29 protein-coding genes are annotated in these 25257 nt (G+C 36.0%); 21 read left to right on the plus strand and 8 right to left on the minus strand.

Annotated features, from left to right (window positions below; translation table 11 throughout):
* Nucleotides 1-10: 10 nt before the first annotated feature.
* The 14 genes from ACG916_RS12870 (at nt 11) to ACG916_RS12935 (ending at nt 8222) form a co-directional block, all read left to right on the plus strand.
* Nucleotides 11-340: a hypothetical protein gene (locus ACG916_RS12870; RefSeq protein ID WP_419329091.1), complete on the plus strand. Its 330-nt coding sequence runs from the start codon at nt 11-13 to the stop codon at nt 338-340.
* 9 nt (nt 341-349) lie between these two features.
* A complete protein-coding gene (locus ACG916_RS12875; protein WP_419329092.1) occupies nt 350-733 on the plus strand; it encodes a DUF4054 domain-containing protein in 384 nt (127 codons plus the stop codon).
* Between the two features lie 9 nt (nt 734-742).
* Entirely contained in the window at nt 743-934 is a 192-nt protein-coding gene (locus ACG916_RS12880) for a hypothetical protein (RefSeq protein WP_419329094.1), read from the plus strand.
* A 7-nt stretch (nt 935-941) separates the two neighbouring features.
* Nucleotides 942-1418, plus strand: a complete 477-nt coding sequence (locus ACG916_RS12885; RefSeq protein ID WP_209827000.1) for a hypothetical protein — start codon at nt 942-944, stop codon at nt 1416-1418.
* Entirely contained in the window at nt 1411-1851 is a 441-nt protein-coding gene (locus ACG916_RS12890; RefSeq protein WP_419329095.1) for a hypothetical protein, read from the plus strand. The genes ACG916_RS12885 and ACG916_RS12890 overlap by 8 nt, the downstream gene beginning before the upstream one ends.
* Nucleotides 1852-1915: 64 nt before the next feature.
* Nucleotides 1916-2683 (plus strand): hypothetical protein, encoded by a 768-nt coding sequence (locus ACG916_RS12895; protein WP_419329096.1) that lies wholly within the window; start codon nt 1916-1918, stop codon nt 2681-2683.
* A gap of 6 nt (nt 2684-2689) precedes the next feature.
* Nucleotides 2690-3001 (plus strand): hypothetical protein, encoded by a 312-nt coding sequence (locus tag ACG916_RS12900; RefSeq protein ID WP_419329097.1) that lies wholly within the window; start codon nt 2690-2692, stop codon nt 2999-3001.
* Between the two features lie 26 nt (nt 3002-3027).
* Entirely contained in the window at nt 3028-3252 is a 225-nt protein-coding gene (locus ACG916_RS12905; RefSeq protein ID WP_419329098.1) for a hypothetical protein, read from the plus strand.
* Nucleotides 3253-3314: 62 nt separating this feature from the next.
* Nucleotides 3315-3932 (plus strand): hypothetical protein, encoded by a 618-nt coding sequence (locus ACG916_RS12910; RefSeq protein WP_419329099.1) that lies wholly within the window; start codon nt 3315-3317, stop codon nt 3930-3932.
* A 57-nt stretch (nt 3933-3989) separates the two neighbouring features.
* Entirely contained in the window at nt 3990-5873 is a 1884-nt protein-coding gene (locus tag ACG916_RS12915; protein WP_419330071.1) for a tape measure protein, read from the plus strand.
* Between the two features lie 83 nt (nt 5874-5956).
* Complete coding sequence (locus tag ACG916_RS12920; protein ID WP_419330073.1) at nt 5957-6442, plus strand: SGNH/GDSL hydrolase family protein; 486 nt, start codon at nt 5957-5959, stop codon at nt 6440-6442.
* A gap of 1 nt (nt 6443) precedes the next feature.
* On the plus strand, nt 6444-7196 hold the full coding sequence (locus tag ACG916_RS12925) for a hypothetical protein (protein ID WP_419371670.1): 753 nt from the start codon (nt 6444-6446) through the stop codon (nt 7194-7196).
* A gap of 73 nt (nt 7197-7269) precedes the next feature.
* Entirely contained in the window at nt 7270-7641 is a 372-nt protein-coding gene (locus tag ACG916_RS12930; protein ID WP_419329111.1) for a hypothetical protein, read from the plus strand.
* Nucleotides 7638-8222 carry an N-acetylmuramidase family protein gene (locus ACG916_RS12935; RefSeq protein ID WP_419329112.1) on the plus strand — a complete coding sequence of 195 codons (585 nt, stop codon included), beginning with the start codon at nt 7638-7640 and terminating at the stop codon, nt 8220-8222. The genes ACG916_RS12930 and ACG916_RS12935 overlap by 4 nt, the downstream gene beginning before the upstream one ends.
* A 143-nt stretch (nt 8223-8365) precedes the next feature.
* Here ACG916_RS12935 and ACG916_RS12940 read toward each other — a convergent pair whose 3' ends face one another.
* The 3 genes from ACG916_RS12940 to ACG916_RS12950 form a co-directional block, all read right to left on the minus strand.
* Nucleotides 8366-9478 (minus strand): macro domain-containing protein, encoded by a 1113-nt coding sequence (locus tag ACG916_RS12940; RefSeq protein ID WP_419329114.1) that lies wholly within the window; start codon nt 9476-9478, stop codon nt 8366-8368.
* Nucleotides 9465-10856 (minus strand): DarT ssDNA thymidine ADP-ribosyltransferase family protein, encoded by a 1392-nt coding sequence (locus ACG916_RS12945; RefSeq protein ID WP_419329115.1) that lies wholly within the window; start codon nt 10854-10856, stop codon nt 9465-9467. The genes ACG916_RS12940 and ACG916_RS12945 overlap by 14 nt, the downstream gene beginning before the upstream one ends.
* Nucleotides 10857-11055: 199 nt before the next feature.
* Nucleotides 11056-11379 (minus strand): hypothetical protein, encoded by a 324-nt coding sequence (locus ACG916_RS12950; protein ID WP_419329116.1) that lies wholly within the window; start codon nt 11377-11379, stop codon nt 11056-11058.
* 57 nt (nt 11380-11436) lie between these two features.
* Between ACG916_RS12950 and ACG916_RS12955 the strand changes: the two genes are divergently transcribed.
* From ACG916_RS12955 to fumC, 3 genes are all read left to right on the plus strand, one after another.
* Nucleotides 11437-11565: a hypothetical protein gene (locus ACG916_RS12955; RefSeq protein WP_419329117.1), complete on the plus strand. Its 129-nt coding sequence runs from the start codon at nt 11437-11439 to the stop codon at nt 11563-11565.
* Nucleotides 11566-11975: 410 nt separating this feature from the next.
* Nucleotides 11976-12980, plus strand: a complete 1005-nt coding sequence (locus ACG916_RS12960; protein WP_419329118.1) for an SDR family NAD(P)-dependent oxidoreductase — start codon at nt 11976-11978, stop codon at nt 12978-12980.
* 156 nt (nt 12981-13136) lie between these two features.
* Nucleotides 13137-14531, plus strand: coding sequence for a class II fumarate hydratase (fumC, locus tag ACG916_RS12965; protein ID WP_419329119.1), 1395 nt, complete (start codon nt 13137-13139; stop codon nt 14529-14531).
* A 159-nt stretch (nt 14532-14690) separates the two neighbouring features.
* Here the strand turns inward: fumC and ACG916_RS12970 are convergent, their stop codons facing one another.
* The gene (locus ACG916_RS12970) at nt 14691-15614 is read right to left on the minus strand and encodes a metal-dependent hydrolase (RefSeq protein ID WP_419329120.1); all 924 of its coding nucleotides are present in this window, start codon (nt 15612-15614) and stop codon (nt 14691-14693) included.
* A 565-nt stretch (nt 15615-16179) separates the two neighbouring features.
* On the opposite strand from ACG916_RS12970, the gene ACG916_RS12975 reads away from it, so the two are divergent.
* The gene (locus tag ACG916_RS12975) at nt 16180-17400 is read left to right on the plus strand and encodes a hypothetical protein (protein WP_419330075.1); all 1221 of its coding nucleotides are present in this window, start codon (nt 16180-16182) and stop codon (nt 17398-17400) included.
* Nucleotides 17401-17452: 52 nt separating this feature from the next.
* Here ACG916_RS12975 and ACG916_RS12980 read toward each other — a convergent pair whose 3' ends face one another.
* The 3 genes from ACG916_RS12980 to ACG916_RS12990 are packed head-to-tail and all read right to left on the minus strand — an operon-like array spanning nt 17453 to nt 22284.
* Nucleotides 17453-20290 carry a DEAD/DEAH box helicase family protein gene (locus tag ACG916_RS12980; RefSeq protein WP_002121599.1) on the minus strand — a complete coding sequence of 946 codons (2838 nt, stop codon included), beginning with the start codon at nt 20288-20290 and terminating at the stop codon, nt 17453-17455.
* Nucleotides 20283-22034 (minus strand): site-specific DNA-methyltransferase, encoded by a 1752-nt coding sequence (locus ACG916_RS12985; protein ID WP_161404915.1) that lies wholly within the window; start codon nt 22032-22034, stop codon nt 20283-20285. The genes ACG916_RS12980 and ACG916_RS12985 overlap by 8 nt, the downstream gene beginning before the upstream one ends.
* A 31-nt stretch (nt 22035-22065) precedes the next feature.
* Nucleotides 22066-22284, minus strand: coding sequence for a DUF6471 domain-containing protein (locus ACG916_RS12990; protein ID WP_002121548.1), 219 nt, complete (start codon nt 22282-22284; stop codon nt 22066-22068).
* Nucleotides 22285-22404: 120 nt separating this feature from the next.
* On the opposite strand from ACG916_RS12990, the gene ACG916_RS12995 reads away from it, so the two are divergent.
* A complete protein-coding gene (locus tag ACG916_RS12995) occupies nt 22405-23430 on the plus strand; it encodes an IS1595 family transposase (RefSeq protein ID WP_002121625.1) in 1026 nt (341 codons plus the stop codon).
* Here ACG916_RS12995 and ACG916_RS13000 read toward each other — a convergent pair.
* Nucleotides 23427-23852, minus strand: coding sequence for a hypothetical protein (locus ACG916_RS13000; RefSeq protein WP_002121608.1), 426 nt, complete (start codon nt 23850-23852; stop codon nt 23427-23429). The genes ACG916_RS12995 and ACG916_RS13000 overlap by 4 nt on opposite strands.
* A gap of 79 nt (nt 23853-23931) precedes the next feature.
* On the opposite strand from ACG916_RS13000, the gene ACG916_RS13005 reads away from it, so the two are divergent.
* Together ACG916_RS13005 and cpaB are read left to right on the plus strand one after the other, a co-directional pair.
* The gene (locus tag ACG916_RS13005) at nt 23932-24528 is read left to right on the plus strand and encodes a zinc-dependent metalloprotease family protein (protein ID WP_419330078.1); all 597 of its coding nucleotides are present in this window, start codon (nt 23932-23934) and stop codon (nt 24526-24528) included.
* Nucleotides 24528-25235, plus strand: a complete 708-nt coding sequence (gene cpaB, locus ACG916_RS13010; RefSeq protein WP_224965454.1) for a metalloprotease secretion chaperone CpaB — start codon at nt 24528-24530, stop codon at nt 25233-25235. The genes ACG916_RS13005 and cpaB overlap by 1 nt, the downstream gene beginning before the upstream one ends.
* Nucleotides 25236-25257: the final 22 nt, after the last annotated feature.

Genomic DNA, 25257 nt, shown 5'->3' on the forward strand with positions numbered 1-25257 from the left:
AAAAATAACAATGCCAAAATTGACATACAGCGGCTTACAAGCCGCTTTTTCTTTTGATGGGATTCAAGTTGGTAAAGATCAGACCATTGAAATTACAGCAACAGATTTAAAAAAAATCTCATCGGGTAAAGTTTTTAAAACTTTGCTTGAATCTGGTGATGTTTCAATTACAGAAGATTCCAAGACTAAATCAACTGGTAGCAAAGCAAAAGATGATGGCAAGGGGGATGATGCAGCATTAGTCGCTGTTAAAGGTGAACTTACCCAGCTAGGTATCACATTTACGGATGATGAAACTCTTGAACAACTTCAGGCAAAGTTAACCCAAGCAAAGGAATAAGTGGGAGCTATGGATCTACAAGCATTTAGAGAAAGATTCAAATCAGATTCTCAACTTTACAACTCAAATGATTCAGAAATTCAAGATGCTTTGGAAGAAGCTGAACTTGTTGTTTCAATTATTGAGTTTGGGAAACTGAAGGAACGTGCTGTAGGTCTATATGCAGCACATATTCTTAAAGTTCAAAAATCCAATCCAAATGGTACAGCCATTTCCAATGCTTCGAGTATGTCGATCGCTGGTCAGAGTGTGAGTTACGCTCGATCCTCAAAAGAAACATTCTATGATCAAAGCATTTATGGCCAACGCTATTTGGCATTAAAAAATTCAATCCCAATTGATGATAAAGGCACAAACCCTAATAGTTTGGGTGTTGGGGCATTTGTCATTTAGGAGTAAGTAATGTTGTTTAAGTATCTAGCACCTGATTCTTACAAACCCACATGTATAGTGATTTCAGGTCAGTCTTATGCATTAAAAAATGGAGTGGTTGAGGCAAAAGAAGATATTTATTATGCCCTACAACCTTTGGGTTTTACACGCTATGTAGATGAACCCAAAAAAGCAGTAACAGTGGCAACGACTAAAAGCTAGGTGATTTATGGTTGATTCTGTAGATGTTCATATTCAATTGAACGAAGAAAATAACCGGGTGAAAGTTGAAGTACGCAGAACGATTACAGCATTAACCTTAAAACTTCAGCGAATGGTTCAAGAAGATATGTTGAGCGGACAAAGGCTGAATGTTCAATCAGGGCGCTTACGTGGTTCGCTTGCTTCAAAGGTTGAAGAAACCGGCGGTGTGATCGAAGGAATTGTTTCCGCTGGTGGGGCTCATGTTAAATATGCTTTTATCCATGAGTTTGGATTATCTGCTGCCATAAGTATTAAAGAGCATTTAAGGCATATCAAGCAAGCATTTGGCAGACCAATCACCCCAAGAGATGTACTGGTTAAGGCGCATAGCCGTGTTGTGAATTTTAAAGAAAGACGGTTTATGCGTGATTCTTTAGATGAGATTGCCAAGATTGTGCCTAAAAATATAGATAAAGCGATTGAACGAGGTCTGAATGGATAGTGAAAGTATTTACCAAGCTTTGTTTAATCGGCTTTCAAATATACAAGGGATAGTTGCAGTCAGCCGCCGTTTAAAGCATTTCAACCATGTTCATAATGATCAACGGCCAGCATTATTCGTCACGCAAGGGAATCAAGCTGAAAATCCCGTCAAAGGATTAAACGCTAAGATTATCCTTAGTGCTGATTTGTATTTGTATGTCTTTGAAGCTGATCCAGTTAAAGCGATATCAACGCAAATAAATACCTATGTTGACGCTATCCGTGAAGCCATTAAACCAGACTTTCCTGAGATATGTGAATATCAAACCTTAAATGGCTTGGTTGAGCATTGTCGGATCGATGGAACAATTGAGGTTTATGAAGGTGTTGATGGAATGCTGGATGGACAAGGTATAGCCATCATCCCAATTCAAATTTTAACAACCAACTAAACTTTCCACCCTAATTTATAACCGCCTAATTCGCGGTTTTGTCATTTTTGAGAGGTCAAAATCAATGGCTCAATATTTATTTGGTGCAGGCAAAATCGTTGCTACACCGATCCAAGATGTTTACGGTAAACCAATCAGCAATCCTACACCTGTTGAAGTGGGAGTAATGCAAAGTACTTCAGTCGATATTTCATATGATTTAAAAGAATTATTTGGACGTGGCCAATTTGCTGTAGATGCTGCACGTGGCAAAGGTTCAATTAAATGTAAGGCTACAATTGGTCGAATTAATGGTGCTTTGCTTAATTCGATTTTCTTCGGTGGTGTTGTGGCAGATGGTGGTATTGAGGTTATCACTCAAACTATCAATGGTGAAAAAATTGCCACTGGTGGGATTGTTACGCCTGTTGTGCCTAATGCTGGGACCTTTGTTAAAGATATGGGCGTGACAGATGGTAAAGCGATTCCACTTACACTTGTGGCATCTGCGCCAGTTGTGGGTCAATACAGTGTAGATGAGGCGACTGGTGCATACACATTTGCAACTGCTGATGTGGGTAAAGTGGTATTTATCAGCTTTAAATATTCGGCAACAGTGGCAGGTGCAAAGTCAGGCTTAGTCAATAACCTTGATATGGGTTACACACCTGAATTTTCAGTGAACCTGCAGCGTGAATATAAAGGTAAGTTCATGGGCATGGAGTTTTTCCGCTGTACCAGTAACAAACTTGGGTTTAGCTCTAAACAAGATGATTACGATCTTCCTGAATTCGAATTTCAGCCGATGGCTGATGATTTAAACCGCGTTTTCTCTTGGAATACTTCGGAGTAATAATCAATGCAATTTAAAGAAATTGAAAACCCACGCGGTACCACGATTCAAATTGATGGTCAGCCTTTCGTTTTTGCGCCGTTGTCGCTTGGTGCAGTTGAAAAGCTTTTACCAGCATTGCAAGGCTTTCAGCCAAATGATGTTGGGACAGTGATCGATGTAGCGCATAAATCATTGAAGCGTAATTATCCGGATATCTCCCGCGATGATGTTGCAGACATGATTTACATGGATCAGCTGGAAGAGGTGATGGGTGCTGTTATGGCAGTATCAGGACTAAAAAATAATAAAGCTGATGCAGGTGAATCGGGGGAATAGACTGGGAGGAGCTTTATACTCATTTAATGATGACGACTGGTAAGGATTATGACTATATTCGTGATCAAATGGATTTACCAAGAATCAGCGCATTAAATGAGTATCAAACTAAGTTTCCTCCCGCAGGTGTAGGTATTCAGCGACTTTGTCGGATTTTAGAAGCATTTATGGGGATTGAAAATAGTTCACAGCCTCAAGATGATGATGAAGATGATTTAGAAGAAATGTTGAGTGCATTTCCGCAAGGGTGACTTCGGTTGCCCTGATCAAATATACTGCCATAACAATTAAGTATCATTTATTAGAAGTGCGTATGGAATTTTCAATAGAAGTATTTGCAAATTGGGCAATAGCAATATCATATCCAGTATTAGTTATTTTTGCTTTTACGATTTTCGGGATAGATAAATTTAAGCAAAGAAAAAATGGTTTATATTTTAAACAAATTATTGAGCGAAAAATCGGAAAAAATTTGTCTATCAATTCGGAAGATTGCTCTAGGATTTTAAGAGCGTCAGGCCTAAGTACACAGCAGGCAATTCAGCTTATATATGAGATGATGTATGCGAGTGATGATGAGTCAAAGTTTAAAGGTTATACTGAAGTGCTTATATCTTTAGAAAAGTTAGAACCATTTGGAAATCTTCCTACGGATTTAAAACAAGTAATTCACAGATTAGTGGAAATTACAGAAAACACTGGCTCTGTCTCAGATAAATACCTTTTAATACCATTACAAAAAGCGCTTGAAAACTCAAAAATTGTAGAGGAAAAACAAAATAGATCTAAGTTTATGAATAATTTTGTTATTTGTATGGGTGTTGGTAGTTTAGTGATTAGTATTGCCAGTTATTACATTTCTACTAAAAGTCCTTCAAAAGCAGAAATGGTTGAAATAGTTGAACAAGGGATTAAAAATTCTAAAAATTGATTTGTAATCAAATTCATGCCGCCAATAAGGCGGTTTTTTAATGCCTAAGGAAAAGTTATGGCCAATGAAGTTGAAGTAAAAATCACAGCCTCTACGGATGCCCTTTCCGATGGTATGAATGAGGCAACCAGTAAAGTTCAATCTGCTGCAGCTGATATTAACCGTATTGCAGATACGATTAAGAATGCATTTGATGGTGTACGTGATTCACTTAAAAATATTGATGTTAGCTTAAACATTGATATGAGCGATGTTCAACAAAAATTGAGCAATGCAGCCAATACCATTAAATCACGTATTAATAGCATTGTTGATGAAGCTTCAATCAAATTAAAAATTGACACAACAGCACTAAACACTGAAATTGGACATGCGGAAAGTTTAATCCGTGCACGACTGTCTTCACTGCCAATTCAGAACGTGCGTCTTGATATAGATGTACAGGCTATAAGACAACGATTAAACCAGATAAATAATCAATCAGTTAAAGTGAAAGTTGGATTAGACTTATCTACGCTTCAAGCGCAAATGCAACAAGCAAGAACCACTATCACATCCACTCTGCAATCAACATTAGCAAGAGCCATTCAGATTACAGTCAATCTTCCTTTGCTTGCGTCTCAACTTAGTCGTGCAAGAACTATGATTAATAATGCATTGAATCAATTGCGAAGCTCGAATATCAACTTAAATACAGTGATTAATATTGATGCTACGAGTACCTTATTAAGAACATCTTTGGATCGCCTTAAGACAAGTATTGATCTTTTACGAAACAGATTAAACACGGGAAGCGGATCAGGCGCAGGTCCTAGCGGTGGTGGAGGTGGTCCACCAGTATTTGCTGGAGTAGGCGGGATGTTCACCGGCTTGATGGCTGTCACAGTTAGTATGACAGCAGCAATATCAGGTCTAAAAAAAGTAATTAGTACACAGCGTGAATTTGATATTTTAAATGCTCAGCTTGAAACAGCCACAAAGTCATCCGAAGGAGCAAAAGAAGCTTTTGCTACATTGCAAGAATTTGCAAAGAAAACTCCATACAGTCTTGAACAAGCTGTAACAGGATTTACCAAATTAGTTAATTTGGGTTTAACACCGTCTGAACGTGCCATGATGTCTTATGGAAATACCTCAGCTGCTATGGGTAAAGACTTAATGCAATTAATTGAGGCTGTAGCAGATGCAAGTACAGGTGAGTTTGAGCGCTTAAAAGAATTTGGTATCAAAGCCAAACAACAGGGTGATAAAGTATCACTTACTTTTCATGGTGTTACAAAAACTATAGGAAATAATGCCAAAGAAATTGAGAGTTATTTAATTGCAATTGGTGAGAATGAGTTTGCTGGCGCAATGGCTAAACGCGTCGATACACTCGATGGTGCAATTGCCTCATTAAGCGATACTTGGGATTCACTTTTTCGCGCAGTTAGTAATTTAGGGGTTGGCGATGTTATCAAGAGGGCGGTCAATACTGCAGAGGATTCAATTAGTAGTCTGATTAAAGTATTGGAATCTGGTGCTGTTGAGGCAGCTTTGAGAGGTATGGCTAATGCCTTTAATATTTTTAGCAACAGTACCCAGTCCGACATGAACAACATGAAAAGTGCTTTCTCCGGTTTAGGTGATTACTTAGTTTCATCTTGGGAGTCTACACTTAATGAGATAAATGCATTAGGTAATATTTTTAGTACAGCTCGTTCATATGTTCAAAAAGCTGCAGTTAGTGTTGCTGCTGGTGTTGATATTGTGTCGGATCCTTTTAATAGGAATACTACAAATCAACAAAAAACTGATAATTGGAAATCTTCATTAGATCAGATCGATGCAGAACTCAGTAGTAGAACTGATGCGCTTAAAAACTCACTCGGCATGAATACTCTTCTCAAAGTGCAAAGCTCAATGATTGATATCGGGAAGAGCATTACTCCAACTCAGTAAAGAAAGTACAAATTACTTTAAATGGCGCTTCTTCTGTAATTCTTAAAGTGATCAGCGGAACGATCTGCTTTTTTGGGATGCATATGAGAAAAACAACGGGTAGCGGTGTCGAGCTAAATAAAGTCGGAAACGGAAATAGTACGGGCCAGGACTATTTAAAGATTTCTCCAGCTGGACAGTCTGAAGTAGCCAGTTTTTTAAATCCTGATGTATTGATTATTATTTTGGGCACAAATGATTATCGGCGGGGGCATTCTGTGGCTAATTATCAAGCGGGAATAATGGCCATGATTGACGGTTTTAAATCAGCAGCCCCAAATTGTGCGGTTATTTTGATCGCACCAGCACAATCAAGTGTTGCATCACCGCCCATACCTTTGGTTAATTTTGTGGAAGCAGCATTCGAGCTGATCTATTACAGACAAACAGAAGTCTACAACATGTTTGATGATTGGGGTTCTTACGTTTTAGAAAATACAAATGGTCAATGGGCAGATACTTTGCATGTTAGCAAGTCTGGAGCATACAGACTTTCGCGACAAATTTTTAAACGGTTTTTGGAGATTTAATATGAATGGTTATCTTAAAATTGGTGGCGTATTACCAACCAACCCCAACTATAAAAAAATCACAGATATCGCTCTATTACCTTCATTAAATCGTGAAGGTTTAGTGGCTGGATATTCACTAAAAGAAAATAGTGTTTTTAACTTTGCTACGGGCACCAATTCTCAGCTTGTAGGAAGTCAACCAGGGAAAGGTGCAAATGGTCTATTTTTAAATAGTTCATCTTTTATTGATACCGGTATTCAAAAGTCTGAGAGTTTTACTTATCTGGTTATCGCTCCAAGAACCGCCACTTTAGGCGGTTTTTTAATGGGTGATTATGTTCATGCCTCACTTTCATCAACAGGTGTTGAGCAAGGCACAAGCCTTTCGAGTCGTGGGGATGTTTATGCAGGTGTATCAACAGGACTTGCTCAAGCATTTGGGCTACAAGATTCAAATGTGGCAGGTGATTTAACTTTATTTATATATTCATGTACAAAAAGAGTTGATTCAAGCTTTTCACAAACTTATGCAAACTTGCAGGGAGGGCGAAATATTTTCTTAGAACGGACAGCTACAAATTTATTGAATTTGGTTAATAACACAGTCGGGATTGGTTGGAATAAAAAGGCTGCAACGTTAAATTGGGATGTGAATCAACGAGAGATTTTATATGCTTGTTTGTACAACAAAGGCTTTTCTAAAGCAGAGTTAGAAAGCTGGGCCTTAAGCATCAGACAAGAATTACTGAATCTCAAGAATCTTACTATTTAGGGCATTACGCTTTAAAAATTATATAGCACCCAACTGGGTGCTTTTTTATTGCCAAAAAATTAGGGGAAATACATTGAACGATCCGATTTCAATTAAAGGCTTACCATGGTTTTTTAAAATTATGGCTGCGGTAATAGGGGCTATTTTTGCTCTTACTTTATCTGGAGATATCGACACACAAGGACGTATCAAAATCACCATGGGCGTCATTATGAAGTTCACTTTTAGTGTGGCCATTAGCTTATATGGTGGATCTGCTTTTATTGAATATTACGACTTAACCCATTACACACACATGGCACAGGGATTTGTCATGTTGATTTTTGCCATTTTTGGAATGCTTTGTATTGGTATTGCTTACCAGTCAGTGCAGCTACTTAAAGGCAAATCTTTTAATGAAATCATCACAGAGATTAAAGAAGCATTTGGAGCAATATTTAAATGAATAAAAAACTAACTAACCAGCAAATTAATGATCAAGCAAAGGATTTGGATGTTGAAGTTGCTGCACTCCAGGCTGTTATAGAAGTTGAATGTCGTGGATCAGGTTTTAATGCTGACAATAGACCTGTGATTTTGTTTGAGCGTCATATTATGCGACAGCGTTTGATTGCAAATGGTAAATCAGATATTGCCCAGACAATGATGATCAAGCGACCTGATTTATGTAATACAACAACAGGGGAGTATGGTTTATATTCTGCTCAAAACGGTCGTTTGAATGCGGCCTCGCAATACGACCGAACATCAGCATTAGAATCATGTTCATGGGGTTTAGGGCAGGTGATGGGCTATCACTGGCAAGCTTTGGAATATTCATCGCTACAGGCATTTATCAATGCAATGTATAAAGATGAAGCATCACAGCTTGACGCAATGTGTCGTTATATTAAAGTAAATAATTTGATCAATGCTTTGAAGAATAAAGATTGGAAAGCCTTTGCCCGTAGATACAACGGGATTGCATACACTAAAAATAGCTATGATGTGAAGCTAGGAAATGCGTATAAAAAAGCCTTGAGTTGAGGGCTAGCTCAATAATACTTTATTGTAATTGGCATGGTGGTGGCTGAAAAGCCTTTACTTGTATGTTTACAATAATTGCAATAAATATTTATGACTATAAAAAACACCTTAAGGTGTTTTTTATAGTCAGGATAATGAAAATATTAAATATTAAATATATTTGAAATAGGTTTTGCCTTAATTGATTCTAATATAACTCTATTTTCAGCTACATCAATCAAGTTGTCACTATAATAAATATCAATGTCTAAATCATTTATTAAGTCAATGTTTTTTTTGCTACCTAGCCACTCAATGTTGCTACAAGTAAGTAAGACTTTCTTCGAAAACAAAATTCTTCCTAATGCTGATGGAATGTATTGTGTCTTATCAAAAACTTTATTCGGATCTCCAAAAGATATTATTTCAATATCATCTAGGTGGAAATCTAAACTGTTCTTTTCAATAAAGCTAGAAATACCACTAGGTAAAAAAATAGAAATTTTTTGACCCTTCATTGATCTGTTTTTTGCAATCTTTAAGTCAAATGATGTTCCACCAAATATGAAACTACCATTTACATTATTAATAATTTTTTGTATCAAGTTAATTTCAATCTCATCTGGTTTTGATGATGCTATCAATGAAAAATCATACTTTTCATATAAATTGTATTTATGAAAAATAAAGATATTTTTTTCTGTATAATACTTTAGAAAATCAGGATAATTGGGATCTTTAGGTTGAATGAGATGTATATCCGTGTTTTTCAGATAGTCCAACCATTTTGATTCATAATTATTTTTGATTTTCTTCGAAGAAGATGGTTCAAAAACTAATATTTCATTTTGGTTGTTTCCTAAGTATTTTTCTATCATTTTTTTAACAATATTCCAGTCTAATCCACCGTGCCCACATCCAAGTGCTGGAAGGGTGATAGTTTTTCCAGATACAGTTTCTAGGAAATTTTCTAACCAAATAAGCCCTTCTTCAATATATTCATACTTTGATTTGTTCTTCCAATGATCCTTTGTTGGAAAATTAACAATATAAGTTTGTTTAGATAACATATCACCTTCAGACCATAAGGAGGGTTTTCCTGGTTTCAATATACCATCCTTACAGTCTTTAACATATTGCTTATACATTTCTGGGTATTTTTCTTTAAATAACAAAGCAACTCCCGCACCCATTACTCCTACACAATTAACTGTATTTATGCGGATGTCTGCTTCATAATCAAAAAAATCACCTTCAACAAATTTAAGCATTTTCATCAATTTCCGCTATTGCTTCATTATATAAATCATTTAGAGCATCTTCGTGTTCTTCTAACCACGGCTCATATACATCTTTCATATCTGCCTTACCTACTGCAAAAAGCAAATTAACCTCATCAAGAGAGTCTGTTATATCAAATAGTTGTTGCTTATTTCTACCTTTTCCAACTATTTCTCCAATAAGATCATCATATGTTACACACAGAAAAATTTTTGAAATTTCATCCTCTGAAATATTTTCTATTTCTTCGCTTAAAATTCGTTGTAACATAGGAAGGGATCTTCCACTATGATTGTAGTCACGTTTCGTCATTATACTATTGGTCCATCTAGATGCTGGACCCTTACCAATATCATGTAGCAGACAAGATACTTGTGCAATTAGTTGATCGTCTTTATCTAAATCCTGAAACTCTGTTAAATCAATTAAATTATCATGTACATTATTGGAATGCTCTTTAATTGTAGATACATGCTCGCCATAACTCATTGTTATATTATATGCTTCAGATACCTCAACTACATTATCTGGATTCTCTAATAAATCTTCATAGAACTCTGATAAATTCTTATAGTTGAATTCAAATGCTTCATTTTGTTTGTTTTTTCTATAGTCTTCAATACTCTTTTGATAATATTGCGCTGTGTAGCTCAATAAGACTTTTGGGCCTAAAACTGCAGGCAAACTCCATATTCTTCCACCAAATATTGGATCATGCTCACAATAGTAATGATGACCAGGTTTAGCAATATCTATTCTTGGGGTTGGTATTGATTTTTCCTTATAAAGCTTTGTTATTCTTTGCTTTATATTTTCATTCCAAACAATAATGTGGTCTATGTATTTCAGTGGTAAAGTTTCATGAATTAAAAATTCAGCCATCTTCTCTTGTTTGAGCTCATCAGATTCGGATTTTTTTAAATTTTCTATCTCCATCCAATTTAGTTTAACTAATTCGGATTCTTTGGAATATAACTCTGGTAAATTATCAATTCTATTTATTGATGCGCTACTAAAATAAGTGTTTTTTAGCTCTTTTAAGCATTTTTTTACGTCGATAGCAAAGAAAAATATTTCATATTCATCAATGTTTTTTGAAGTTAAAACCTGAAATAACATTGGACATTTATAAGCAAAATAAAATGGAACGAAATCATGTAACCTATGTTTTATTTTATCTTCACCCCATATAGAAATTTCGTCTCTTAATTTTAAGTTGTTGTCTATGATAATTCTTGATCTTGTATTTTGAATTCTGTTATTTGCTACATTTTCATGTTCTAGTTCTAAGTCATTTTTTGCATTAGTCGACAAAAGCCCATTCTGTAATATACTTTCTAAGTTTTTAATGTGTGTAAAGTGAAATGCGTACATAAACAACCCCGTAGTAGAAAAGTTTAAATATAAAATTTAGTTAATTGCCAATTTATAACATTTTTAAGATAGAAGTTAACCTAATTAAATTGATAAATAATAATTTTTTAGTATTTTAAAGTATTGCTTAATTCTAAATGCTTTTTGTTAAGATTTTTTATTGTGAATATTTTTTATGCTCATAAAAGGTCTATTATTTTTATAGAGTAAAACTTTTAAAAAGCACCATAAAGTATTTTTTAATCCCTAAAACTCTCACTTCTAGGAATAGAGTACCAATAGTGTATTTTTCCCAGTCATTCAAGGTTTCAATATTAATAAGTTTATATTGAGGATTTCTGTAGAAAAGCTCTGAAATCATCCGTTCAACACTTGCAGTTCGCTCATGAAGAGGTTCTTTCGGATAGTCTTCAATACTATTCATATCCTGAAAATATATTGAACGACCAGTAATTTTCTTTTCTGTAGCTGCAGTATTCAGTCCTATATCAATCAGATTAAGAAAGGCTGTATTGAAAGACATTTTATCCAATTCAGCATATTCGACAATTATATTGTAGTAATCTTGAGGTATACGCAGTTGAGTGCGTTCAACGTGCTTTGGTATAAACAATGGTGGAAAGAATATGGTGATGCGATTTGTAAGATCACTCCAAATATAACATCTGCAGTACATGACTATTTTGTAGATGGTGCATTTATAGCCTGAATGTTTGTTGATGAAACTGAAAGTGCCGCTTTAAGAAAAAAACTTGGCTCCCATCAATGGAATTTAACTACGAATGATTGATTAAGGTTGATCTAACTTTCACCACTTTTTATATTTGACGAAATATCTATGAATTATTAAATTTTACTAGATGTTCTGTTGAGTGTTTCTAACTAAGAAATAACTATAAAAATGAATGAAATGTGGATTTTCTATTTCTAACCATAACTGAACTGCAACACACACTATATTTGTAAGGCGGTAAGATTAAATTAATGATCTTGTAGGTTAATAAGCCAAGGATAATTCAGTTGGTTTTAGTTTTTCTGGCTTGTGGATAAGTTGATGAACGCACCAAATAAACACCGATATGATGCAAGTAATTGATTTTTAAAAGGAGTATCTATACAATGATTTTAGTGACTGGTGGTTTAGGCTTTATAGGCTCGCATGTGGTTTTAAGTTTGCTAGCTCAAGGGCAAGCGGTCGTCATTGTGGATAATCTAGCCAATGCCAATCTGCAATGCTTAGAGCGCTTAGAATTTATTACAGGAATGTATATTCCCTTTGTCAAAATTGATATTCGTAATACTCCCGCTTTAAATAAAGTATTTGAACAATATTCAATAGATACCGTTGTCCATTGTGCCGGATTTAAATCCATTGAAGAGTCAAATTTAAAACCACTTGAATATTATAATGACAATCTCAGTTGTATTATGAGTTTATTACGCGCGATGCAGCGTACCGGTGTCAGAAATTTAGTACATCTTTCTAGCCTTATGGTTTATGCTCAATCGAGTTTAGAACTGAATGAACAAACCGTATTTAATTATGGTTATCCGAATCCTTATATAAAATCTCAGCAAATGATTGAAGAAATCATTAAAGACACATTTAAAACTGACGAAGAATGGAAAATTGCCATTTTAAGGGTTTCAAATGTTGTCGGTGCATTTGAGCATGGTGTCTTGGGGGAGTTTGTTGTACCACTTCCTAAAAATGTTGTCCCTTTGGCTCTACAAGTTGCGGCTCAGCAACGTGATCTGATTGAAGTACAACGTAATTCAGATACTCAGGATAAAACGACTGAGCGTAGCTTTGTACATGTTCTTGACCTATGTGAAGCAATTAGATCCACTATTCTTTGGCTACATGAGCAGGGCAATGTTTACCAAAGTTTTGATATTTCAGGTCCTGTCAGTTCGATACAGAACTTGATTAACTTGATCGAAGAGGTTACGTCAAGTCAAATCCATCAAATTGATGCAGTTTATAAATTAGATGAACTGGATCAGGTTGCATCTACCAGCAAAAAAGCATTCGAGGTTTTAAAATGGAAAGCTCAGCGCTCACTTAAACAAATGATCGAAGATGAATGGCGTTTTTATCAAAATACTTTAAATAATCGGTAAAAATCCAGAATAGATTATTTTTGTAAATAATTATCATTTACATGTTTAATTGATTTGTTTAGCATAATCGCTTCGCTGAAGCTGGTGTTTTTACGCAGATGTTGTCAAAACAAGCTTTAACTTGAAAATAAGATATGGACGAAGAAGAGGTTGAAAATGCAAACACGTATTGAACATGACACAATGGGCGATGTTGAAGTCCCAAGCGAAGCAATGTGGGGTGCACAAACTCAGCGAAGCGTAGAAAACTTTAAAATTGGTACAGAACATATGCCACGGCCGATGATTCGAGCGATGGGTCTGGTCAAAAAGGCAGCAGCAATAACCAATGCCAGCTTAAATCAAATTCCGCATGATCTGTCACAGTATATTGTCGATGCTGCAGATGAGGTGATTTTAGGGAAATGGGATTCACAATTTCCGTTGGTGGTTTGGCAAACAGGTTCCGGTACGCAAAGTAACATGAACTGTAATGAAGTCATTGCCAATATTGCCAATCAAAAGTTGGGTAATCCATTAGGTTCACAAAAGCCTGTGCATCCGAATGATCATGTCAATCGCGCACAATCTACGAATGATTCATTTCCAACAGCGATTCATGTGGCTGCTGCAGTTCAAATCAATGAGTTGCTTATTCCAGCAGTAAAACGCTTACGAGATACTTTAAATCGTAAATCAGAAGAGTTTGACGATATTGTTAAGATTGGTCGTACTCATTTACAGGATGCAACACCACTTACATTAGGACAGGAATTCAGTGGTTATGTATCACAACTGGATCATGGACTAAAACGTTTACAACAGGCTTTGGTGTGGCTCTATGAGTTACCACTTGGTGGCACAGCTGTTGGTACAGGTTTAAATGCGCATCCTGAATATGCAGACAAAGCTGCAGAAGAATTAGCCAAACTTACGGGGTTACCATTTATTAGTAATCCCAATAAGTTTGAAGCTCTTGCTGGTCGTGATGCTGCTGTATTTGCTTCTGGCTCATTGAAAACCTTAGCTGCAAGTTTAAATAAAATTGCCAATGATATACGCTGGTTAGCAAGTGGACCACGTTGTGGTTTGGGTGAGTTACGTATTCCTGAGAATGAACCAGGTTCAAGCATCATGCCTGGTAAAGTCAACCCAACCCAATGTGAAGCAATGACAATGGTGGTTGCGCAAGTCATGGGGAATGATACAACGATTAATTTTGCTGGTGCAGCGGGGAATTTTGAACTGAATGTTTATATGCCTGTGATTGCATATAATCTTGTTCAGTCGATTCAATTGCTTGGTGATGCGTGTAATAGTTTTGATGAACACTGCGCCGTAGGTATTGAACCAAATCGTGAAAAAATTGATTATTTCTTACATAATTCATTAATGTTGGTAACAGCATTGAATCCTGTGATTGGTTATGAAAATGCGGCTAAAGTTGCTAAAACTGCTTATAAAGAAGATAAGACTTTAAAAGAAGTTGCGATAGAACTTGGTTTTGTTACAGCTGAACAGTTTGATGAAGTGGTACAACCTGAAAAAATGGTACGTCCAAACACGAAATAAGGAGCTGTAAACGACTATACTTTTGATGATTCATTTAGAAAGCATCAGTCGTCTAAAAAAGCACCTTAAGGTGCTTTTTTAGACTTTGGAGGGGGTATAAGACTTACATTAACCATGTTTCTCGCTAACTTTATGGTCGCTCTATTTTGTTATGAGCCTCTAATTGAGCGCCGTTTTCTCAAAATATTGAACAGCAGGTGAACGTGACATATAAGCTAAAGCCTGCTCAGTATCACCTTCATGAATTGGGTTAAACTTTGGAGATGTCCAACGTAGAGTGGCTTTCCATAAATATTTAATGGTTGGTAGGTGATCTGTTTTCGTTGCGGTTTTTTCAAACTCTCGAATAAAAGAAAAGAACCCACGGCGCATTAATTTTTGGATTTGTTGATGTTCAGTATCTTGTTGGCCCAGACTACGAGCAAAATCAACGAGGAAGTAAATAAAAAGCGGAAAAATTCCCATCATAATGATTTGTCTGGAAACATAAAAACCTAGCTTTTGTTGTAATAAATGCTCAAACAAATCATAAGCGACACAACGATGTTCAACTTCTTCCGCAAGATGCCAGCGGAATAAATCAGCCATAGCTGGATCTGCTTTATCCCAAGATTTGCTATCAAGCGTCCATTGCCCAATTGTACCTGTAAAGTGCTCGATCGCTGCAATAACACCTACACGAAAGATTAACCAATATTCGTCAAATTTTTTCCCTTTTAAAAAAGGAATTCCTAATGGTTTGTCACCTAATAAAATGTTGAAAACAAGATGGGCACGATTTAATGGTTCTTGTATGTCATAGCCATTTTCTCTTAAAAAGTCTTGTACTTTTTCATGTGCGCGTGCATGTGCAGCTTCTTGACGGACAAAGCCAATAACTTCTTGTTTTAATTTTTCATCTGTAATATGTGGGAGGGTTTTATTAAATACCCGACAAAACCAAAACTCACCCGCAGGCAAAAGCATATTGATACCATTGGCAATATGTGAACATAGTGGATCATCTGGCATCCAACATACAGAAGACTCAGAAAAATCGAAATATACTTTTCTTGCTTTAATTTGATGACTTTCCGTGATCATTGTGGTTATCCAACATGAAACTGTTAAGCGATTAAAAGTTTTTACCATTTAGAATAATTAGCGACCATATCCTTTGAGGACACTTTTTTTGTGATTTTTACTCTTTTGAATAGAAAATATTGCTTTATAAATTTGACGTTATTTATTTAAATTATTAATATTTTTATTTTTTATTTTAAAAATTCAGGAAATAAAGTTGTGAAAATCAATGTGGATAAGATGATATAAAAATAATTTTAATGTATTGAATCAGCTATAGAAATATCAAATTTCTATATTGGAATACTGAAATTTAAACTCAGCGATTATTCAACAAAAAGAAGGATAATTCACGAATTATTAATTGGTTTAGGTTGATGATTTTACTAAGTTTTATTTCATAAGCTCTGCATTGTTTTGGGGGTGTAATATTTGTTTTTTATTTATATATCATATATTTATAATTTAATTTAACCTGGGGTTGCTGTTAGTTTTATCGATTTTATTAACAATTTTTAATTTTATTTTTCAATAAAAATTAATTTATAGTGTCAGCTCAACTTTATAATATTGACTCAGGTATAACATGAATAAAAGAAAAGTTATTACAGTCTTCATTACAAGTGGCATGGTCACTTTTGCCATAGCCGCAACCACACTATCACCAAACCAGAATAACCAGAGTGGAATCATCCCAACAGGCTATGATGATCTGATATTTAGTGTATCTAATGGCAATTGGGTGAAGAATATTTCCTTACCGAATGTAGCAAAAGAAGGTGCCTTAATTACAATTCAATCAACTGCGGGTTATGACAGTGATATTGATTTAAGTAATGTAAATATTGAAAAAAAAGGCGTTCTCACGCTAAAGTCTGGAAACAGTTATCGTTTTAAATTTAGTAATGGAAAATGGGAGTTTTATGCGCCTGAAACTGCCAATTTTACGCCTGAAAAAAATGGCAATACTATTCCAGTATTTCAACAATCACAGGCTCAATATGTTGTAAGTGATGCTGCTTGGACTGATACAATTCATTTACCGCAAACAGGTCAGAATGGCCAGATTCTTGTGGTTAAGTCCAATGCGCTTAAATCCTCAAAAATTAATTCACAAAATGCTTTATTTCCGAGTACATTGGTTGTCAATAAAAATGATGCATATATCTTTCAATATAATCAAGAACTGAGTAAATGGGTTCCACTGTCTGTTCCGACACGTATTATCAACGTGATCAATGGTAATACTGCGGCATTAAATACCGCTTTGCAAAATTTAACTGCACCTAAAACAGAAATTCGTTTTGCTGATGGGGCGTGGGTGTCTTCATTAAAATTACCGCAAACAGCAAACGACCGAGATCGTATCATTGTTAGCTCAACTGCAAGCTGGCAATCAGTGATTGAAAATGAAAATACCAATACAACCGCAACCCTAAAAATCAACAAGGGCAATCGTTATGAGTTCATTTATATTGCAGATAAATCGTATTGGGTGTTGGCTTCGTCTCCTAAAACTGTATTCACTGCAAACACCGCTGCACAAGGTTTTACATTTAAAACCCCTGTTGTTGAAATAACCGCTGATAATGCACAATGGGCACCTGTTGTAAATTTGCCAGCGGCTCAGTCGGGTGACAAGGTCATCTTATCGAATTCTGCGGATACAGCGTTTACAGTTTCAGGTAGCAACATTAGTGCAAGTTTGAAAAAAGGCGATAAAATCCGTTTGATATTCAACAATGGGGTTTGGAACACCGATAGCTATCAGATTGATCTATTGCTTGTGAATAGCGATATTATGTAGCAACCGCACAAAGATATAATAATCAATTGCTTACATTTAGAAAAAGCCGAGATTAACTCGGCATTCTTGTTTGGAAATCAATGGCAAACTCTGATTCAGTGCGTGGTTCTGTATTGTAGAATTTAAAGCCTAAACACTTGACCTCTTTATAACCATGCGATTTGACTTCATTTAAGAACTCAACATAGTTTTTTGAATCATCTTGTTCTGCGTCAAAAACAATTTGGCTTTCATCGTCCAAACTTATCAATACTTCCTCTTTCCAAGCATCCTTTTCAAGTAAATGACCGCCTTTAGGCTCAATTAGGCATTGATAGTACATTTCGCCATTTTCAGCATCATTAATGATCAGCATATAGTCAGGGCTGAACCTTCGACCATCTTTAGGACTAAACAACCAATAGTCCAGTTCATTGCGTATCAAGTAAATTTCTGCACCCTTGTAGCGTGATTTAAGCTCTTCAATCTGAGTTGCAACAAACTTAACAAAGCGTTTTTCTTCGCTTGTGCCATAGTTCTCACTGTAGGCGTACCAATCGGCAGTTTCAACATCAAACTGTAGATCGGGGTTGTCATGGCTTGACTGTGGTTTTGCACGTTCATCAGGTGCATGATCACTTGTTTCACCATCTAAATCTTGGATAGGGAATGAAACCAAGTAGATGTTCTTTTCTTGCTGAAAGATAGACGACAGTGATTTTGGTCTAAAAATATGACTTCCTGTAATTTGTGGCATGTGCCGATCTATGGCTTTACGCACTTCGGGTAGAATCACACCGACCAATAATTGCAGTTTTTCATGGGCTTCAAGTTGATCAATATCCTTACCTTCCGAATACGAATATTTAATCTCATATAAAGGTAGATATTTTTCAATCAACTCATCAATGCTCTCTATCCCAACAATATGATTTTTCAGATGGTTAAATCGAAAGAAATTATTTTCTGATGACATTAATGCCTTACGGATAATAAACGGTGAAAAGTATTCATCCGTTAAATGAATGGTTTTATACTGAATCCCTGCCTGAATACTATTTTGCTCTTTATCCGTTAAGCTTCTTGTATAAAGTCGGTAGGTACTTGCTTTGATTTCCCTCCTAAAAGTAGCATCAATTTCTGTATCCGTTGTTTTACTGCGGTGTAGTTGTTGATTAACCAATACAAAACCTTTTCTATAGGTTTCACTATTGAGGAATTCGGACTTGAGTTTAATCGTCCGTTTTTCCATACTTTTATTGACAATTCCCTCATCGAGTAAGGCATATTGCAAGTTATCTAAGAACGTGCCTGTTTTAACAAAGTGGTAGAAGAAAGTTTCCAAAATACGCCCATGCTCATGAGGTGCATTATCAAATTTACGTTTGAATGGGTCGAACTCATAACTATGTTCTTCATCAAATAACCCTCCAATTTGAGAAATCTTATAAGCTCTTGGCAGTTTGTATGGACACAATCTTGCACCACGACCAATCAACTGAATATCTTGTAGTGATACTTTTTTAGACTCTGAAATATCAAAATGAATGATGTCGTACAGGCTTAATACATCCCATCCCTCATTGAGTGCATTAACAGAAAAAATTGCTCGAATGACATTTCTTTTACTATCTAAATGAGGAAGTAGATATGCTTTCTCCTTCTCCTTACTGTTATACGGCATGCTGTTATCTTCACGAAAACGCATTTTAATTTCAGCAATAAACGCATTTAAGCCATTAGGGTCTTGAGAGGATACCAGCCCTGATTTTCGTGAACCAAGCCAACTAAACATTTGAGAGATAAATCGGTTTCGATCTTCTTCTATGAGTGATTGCTGTGTGCCTGAACTTAAGTTTTTTAAATGATCTAAGTCACTTATTTTGAGTGAACTAATTACTTTATGGAAAAACTCCCGATCTTCCTCACTCTTAGCAATTTTAGTGGATTTAATCAAAATAATCGGATTAATCTCAACATTCATTTCACGATCAGCAAGTAATCTGCGGTATTCACTCATCACAACCGCATTGATGACCAATAAACGCTTTTGATCTTCAATCTGCGTTTCTTCGTTATAAAGGAAGCCGACTTCCTTGCTGTATCCATCCTTATTGAATTGCAGAAAATCGTAACGATGAATCAACTTATCACGATATTTTTTATGGATGAGAGGGTTTTCTAAATCTACGGTAGCGGTAAACTCTAACAGTAAATTATCGGGACGAGCATAGATTGCCGATTGAACAGCCGTTTCCCAATTGCGAATATCTTCTTCATCGGTTTTCTTGAGTTTTTTACGTGTATCTACGTTTAAACGGTGTGCTTCATCGGCAATCACCACAACAGCATTATCCGCAAAATCTTGAGCAGTTAAGCTATTTTCCTTGTCTTCTGTCAGGCGATTATATAACAGTGCTGTGCTGAAAAACATGAAGTTAATCGCATCTTTTTGGGCATCTTGAAAGCGATCAATCGCACGGATATGAATAGTTTTACCATTTAATTTAACCCCTTTAGGATTAAATAAATACTTGTCAAATTTATAATCGGTGAAGTTTTTTACCGCCTGATTCTTAATTTGCAATTGGTGTACCAAGAACACAAAATTGCGGTAGCCTTTTTGATATAGATACAGAATAGCAGCAGCCATCGTGAGCGTTTTACCCGTCCCTGTCGCTAGGTTAAAAAGTAGATGCTTTGCTTTGTCAGGGTCTTGCTCAAATAACCAAATAAAATGCTTGATCGCAACTTCTTGATAATCACGTAATGTCTTTGAGATGTTATCAGTTATATAAGTCGGGAGTTTGTAATCTTGCACCCATTCCTGATATTCAGGGTTAGATTCAATTTGACTAAATAAAAATTGGTCTAGCGTATCTTTAACTTTATTTTTTACACGTTTAGTCATTTTTAGCACCATAGAATAAATCGGTTAAATTCATTTCTTCTTCTGAAACATGGTAACGACTGTCACGCATATCAGCATGGTTAAGAAACAATTGGTTTTCATCCAAAATGCTAATCAACAATTCCTTGCGTTGATCTAAGTCAAGGGAACGGAAGTTTTCGTCCTTTTCAAACTCATTTTTATCAAACCAAAATTTTAGAAAGGCATTTTTAGCCATATCAGCATAGACTTCATCCAATTCGCCTTTGCTATTCGCTGCCATAATTTGATTTAAAAAATCTTGGTTATATTTTTTTAGCTCAAAATAAACAAATGAACCACCACCTTGCCAATCCACCGATTTAGAAATACCACCTTGTTCACCCTCAAGGACTTTCAGTAAGCGAGCTTTGGTTATATCTTCGATGTAGTCCATTTGCTCAATACCAATCCATCTGCGTCCCATCTTGTGAGCGACAGCACATGTTGTTCCTGAACCTAAATGGTAGTCTAGAACGATGTCATTTTCATCAGTTGATAGTTCTATTGCACGTTGAATTAGATTTTCAGGTTTTGGGTTCTCAAATACAACATCACCAAACATGGCTTGTTGGTGCTTTGTTGCGTTTGTGGTGGTATCAGTAGAAGTCCATAAAATTGTATCAGGTGTTACATCAGACCAAAGTGTTGATGCAGCTTTTCCTTTACCTGCTTCAATAGCATCTTCTAAATATACTTTTAATTGTGGTTTAGTTAAGCCCTTTGAACCAAATTGAATGCGATTTCTTTCAAGTAAACTGAGGTATTCTTTTTCTGTTGTACGCCAATGACGACCTTTAGGTGGCGTATAAACATCTCCATTATTAGGATTGGTAATCTTATATTCTAAATTTTCACGGACATTAGGAGCATCAAATGGTTCAATTTTGTATTTACCTAGTTCATCCTCAAGATCAAAACCCTCTATATCCAAGGCTAATTTAAAATGAGCCTTATTGATTGCTGTTTTGTCTTTAGCGTATGTAAGAACGTGTGTGCTTGAAATAGATAATAAACCATCACTAGAAATAGATTTTCTTGATTGCCAAATTACATCCGCAATAAAATTTTCCCGTCCAAAAATATCATCTGCTAATACCTTTAGGTAATGTGCGCCATCATCTGAAATAGTGATGAAAATAATGCCGTTTTCTTTTAAAAACTCTCTAGCAATTTCAAGGCGATTTTTCATAAAAACCAACCAAGAGGATAATTTAAAGTTTGAATTATATGCAAAAGTGTCCGCAGGTTTTGTATCTATAAAATAATAAGGTGGGTCAATGAATATACATTTTACTGCATTAGAAAATCGTTGCTTCAAAGAATGCAAAGCGAGTAGGTTATTACCTTTAATTAAAAGGTTTTGTTGTAATTCACCATTTTGATCAAAAAAATTTATTTTAGTTTCAGATTCGTCTACTGTGTGCTGTGCTGTGCTGTGCTGTGCTGTGCAAGGGTGCGAATAATATTGAAAATTAGTCAATGCTTTTGGCTCAAATAACGTATCAATATCTTTTCCATCAATTTCTTGATGTAAAAAGCGTTCTTCACGCCCTGAATCCTCTTTACTCATACCTGCTTCAAGCACAGTATCTTTAAAAGGGAAGCTTAAAACCACATCGTTATTATTATTTAAAAAACCAATTCGATCATGGCTTGTGGAGTAAAGCCCAATTTTATTGCTATGGCGTGTGTATCTGCCTTTTTTCAGTGAATTATCAGACATTAAGAATATCCTATTTAGGTTTGGTAAGTGGTTATAGTCGAATTTCTTTACAATCAATCGCTTTAAGTATTTGAAGCATAAATATTGCCCCAAACGTACCACGATTGATCTTGTTGCTAATGTTTTGTGGTGTTTCTGATATACCCATTGCTTCAAGCTTTTTGGATAGATCAATCAGGCTTATATTTTTTCGGGCAATTTCTGCCTTAATTAAGCCTTTGGCATAGTCTTTCCATTCATCGTCACTCACGGTTTGACCTCATAAAAGATAAACGACATAGCATGTCGCTATAATATTTTAAATCATTATATTTGATGATTAAAACTATTACAATATATTAAGCATATCTTGTTTGTGATGGGTGATTTTATGAAAAAAGAATCTAAGCAACATTTCCTACTATCAGCAAAGGCTCGTACTTTATCTGTATATGAAATTATGCAAATCACCCATGAACAAGCTTTCTTATTGTTCAAAGAAATGCGGTGGGGAAAAGAACAACCGATATGCCCTCATTGCGATACCCAAGATCATCACTATTTCATACGTGGACGCAAGCAATGGCGTTGCAAGTGCTGTAATCATACGTTCAGCGTAACATCAGGTACGATCTTTGCCTTTCACAAACTACCACTCAAAATCTATTTAGCTGCTATTGCCATTTACTCTAACGCTGTAAAAGGCTTATCTGCTTTGCAGTTAGGTCGGGATTTAGGTGTTCAGTATAAGACTGCTTTTGTATTGGCACATAAAATCCGTGAAAGCCTTATAGATCAGCGTGACGATGAATTACTATCAGGTGATGTTCACATGGATGGTGCGTATGTAAATGGCTATGTACGCCCTAAAAACCACAAGGATGACCGTGTAGATCGGCGCAAGGCTGAATATCAAAATCCAAATAAACGGTGCATTGTGGTACTACGCCAAAAAGCAATGAACAGTAATCTACAAGGTGCTGATAAAACCAAAACTTATGTAGTTTATAGTGAAAACCAAAAAGACATTAATCATCTTGCCAATCAGCATATCAAACACGGCTCAACAATCCATGCAGATGAAAGTACCGCATACGATACACTAAATGCTCGTTTCACGACTAAGCGTGTCAATCATCAATATGAATACCGTTCTAAAGATGGTGTGACCAATAATCTTGCTGAAAGCTATTTTAGTCGGTTCAGACGTATGCAGTTAGGGCAGATGCACAAGTTTGGTGTGATGTACCTTGCCAACTATGCCAATGAAGCTGCTTATCGTGAAGATACTCGTAGATGGTCGAATGGTGAAATCTTTACTGATATTTTAATGAAATGCGCTCAAACTCGAACACATAAAGATTGGTGTGGCTATTGGCAGGGCAATAAGCGTAAATCAGAGCGTTTAGTCTGCTAATCCGCTATGCCCCACAAATGAGGACGATGATTGCTATGGGCTATAATAATACCTTTATCTCTTAATCGGTTCAGCACTTTGATGAAGCTAGGTGAAATATCATTGCCTACAGATGAATCTATGCCTTTAATGTCCAAAACTTTCATCATTAAATCTTTGTAGTTCATTGGCTCTTTTGCTTCACGCAAGCAAGTTAAGACTAATGACTGTAGTTCACCTCTTCCAAAATAAGGGTTTCTTTGATTTGTACGCTTAGATTTAACGCTTCTTAGATCAAATTCAGGTGAAAATAACTTAATAGTGTGATCTACATGCAGTAGCATTTCAGAGATACGTTGAATTTCTTTTTGATGTGCTTCAATTTGACCAAGCAATTCCGCACGTTTTTTAGTTAATCCTGATACGATATGTGATTCAGCCATAATCCCTTTCCTTATGTGTAAAGGAATTATTTTAAATGGCGAATCACTCTATTTATTGTGCTGTTGCTACATAATAGCGGTGAATAGCCCGGTAGTCAATGACAAACTCGGTGCAACTGCTGCAAAAATTCAAGCCCGTGAAGCACTTAGATTAACCAATGAAGCGCTTGAAAACTCGCAAGCAAAAGCCTACTACAAAGAAGTCGGATACTTGGATTATCGAATCCCTGGAACGACACTCGGTGATGCGATTAATTTAGGACGTTCAGATGCCACCGTACAAGCGGAAAGAACCAGAACAGGTGCTGATGCGATATATACCATTACAGATCATTCTGGTTGCGGTCTCGCCTATGTAAATAGCACACCTAGCAAGTACAACATGATCGGATCACATAACTATGGTTGTGGTATCACTGCAATGCGGCATGAGTTAGGGCATAACATGGGGCTAGGACATAGTTTTGATCGAACCACAGGTTATAACTGGGGATTTGGTCATCCTTTAGGCAGTACCATTATGGGTGGAAATCAAATTGGCTTATATTCAAGCCCAGATATCTATAGTCCTGAATATGGCGTGCGTTTAGGTGAAACTGACAAATTTGATGGCTTAAGAAAAATTAATGAGAATGTTGAAGCTATTTCAAAATTTTTAGTTGCGGTTAATCCATAATGAATAAACGGATATATCTCATTATTTCCGTTGTTTTAACTGTTTTGGTGGTTTCTTTGTTGGCTTGGTTCATCTCAGGTCAACAGGAGACAGCTGATACAGCTAAAGCGATTGCGTCTAAACAAAATGAACAAATCGATCAAGTGAATTCACCGAAACTAAATGCAAATCTTACTGAAACACAAGTATTGCAACGTATAAAAGACAGCCATGCTCGCCGTAAACTTGTAACGCTGGATGAGGACAAATTACGTGCAGGGATTTTCAATCAACAGATGTTCAATTTGAGTACTGTCGATACGGTGTCTATGCATAATCCCGTTCCTTTGACAGATGCACAAAAAAAAGATGGGCGAATATTTCTGAGGAATGATCTATATACCTTAGAGGCGAAGAATGTCGGCGATCAAATCGTGTTTAATGTGTCAGGCTATGGTTTAAACAGACGGGCTGTTATAGAACGAATAGAAGTAGATCCAGGTGAAGATATTGTTAGTTGGTCAGGCTCTCTAGAAGGAGGAGATCAAAATAATGAGAAGTTTCATATTACTCAAACCATTAAAGACAATTTTACCATGGGCACGATTACAGCAGATGGTAAAACCTATACCATTTTGATGAAAAATGGCTATGGATGGGTCAATGACGTTGCCAATGAATCTGCCGCACTTGAGGCAGCGGAAAAGGAGACGGATCATGTACATTAATTTTTTTAATCTAAAGACATGA

This window comes from Acinetobacter legionensis (assembly GCF_048552295.1).
Classification (GTDB): Bacteria; Pseudomonadota; Gammaproteobacteria; order Pseudomonadales; family Moraxellaceae; genus Acinetobacter.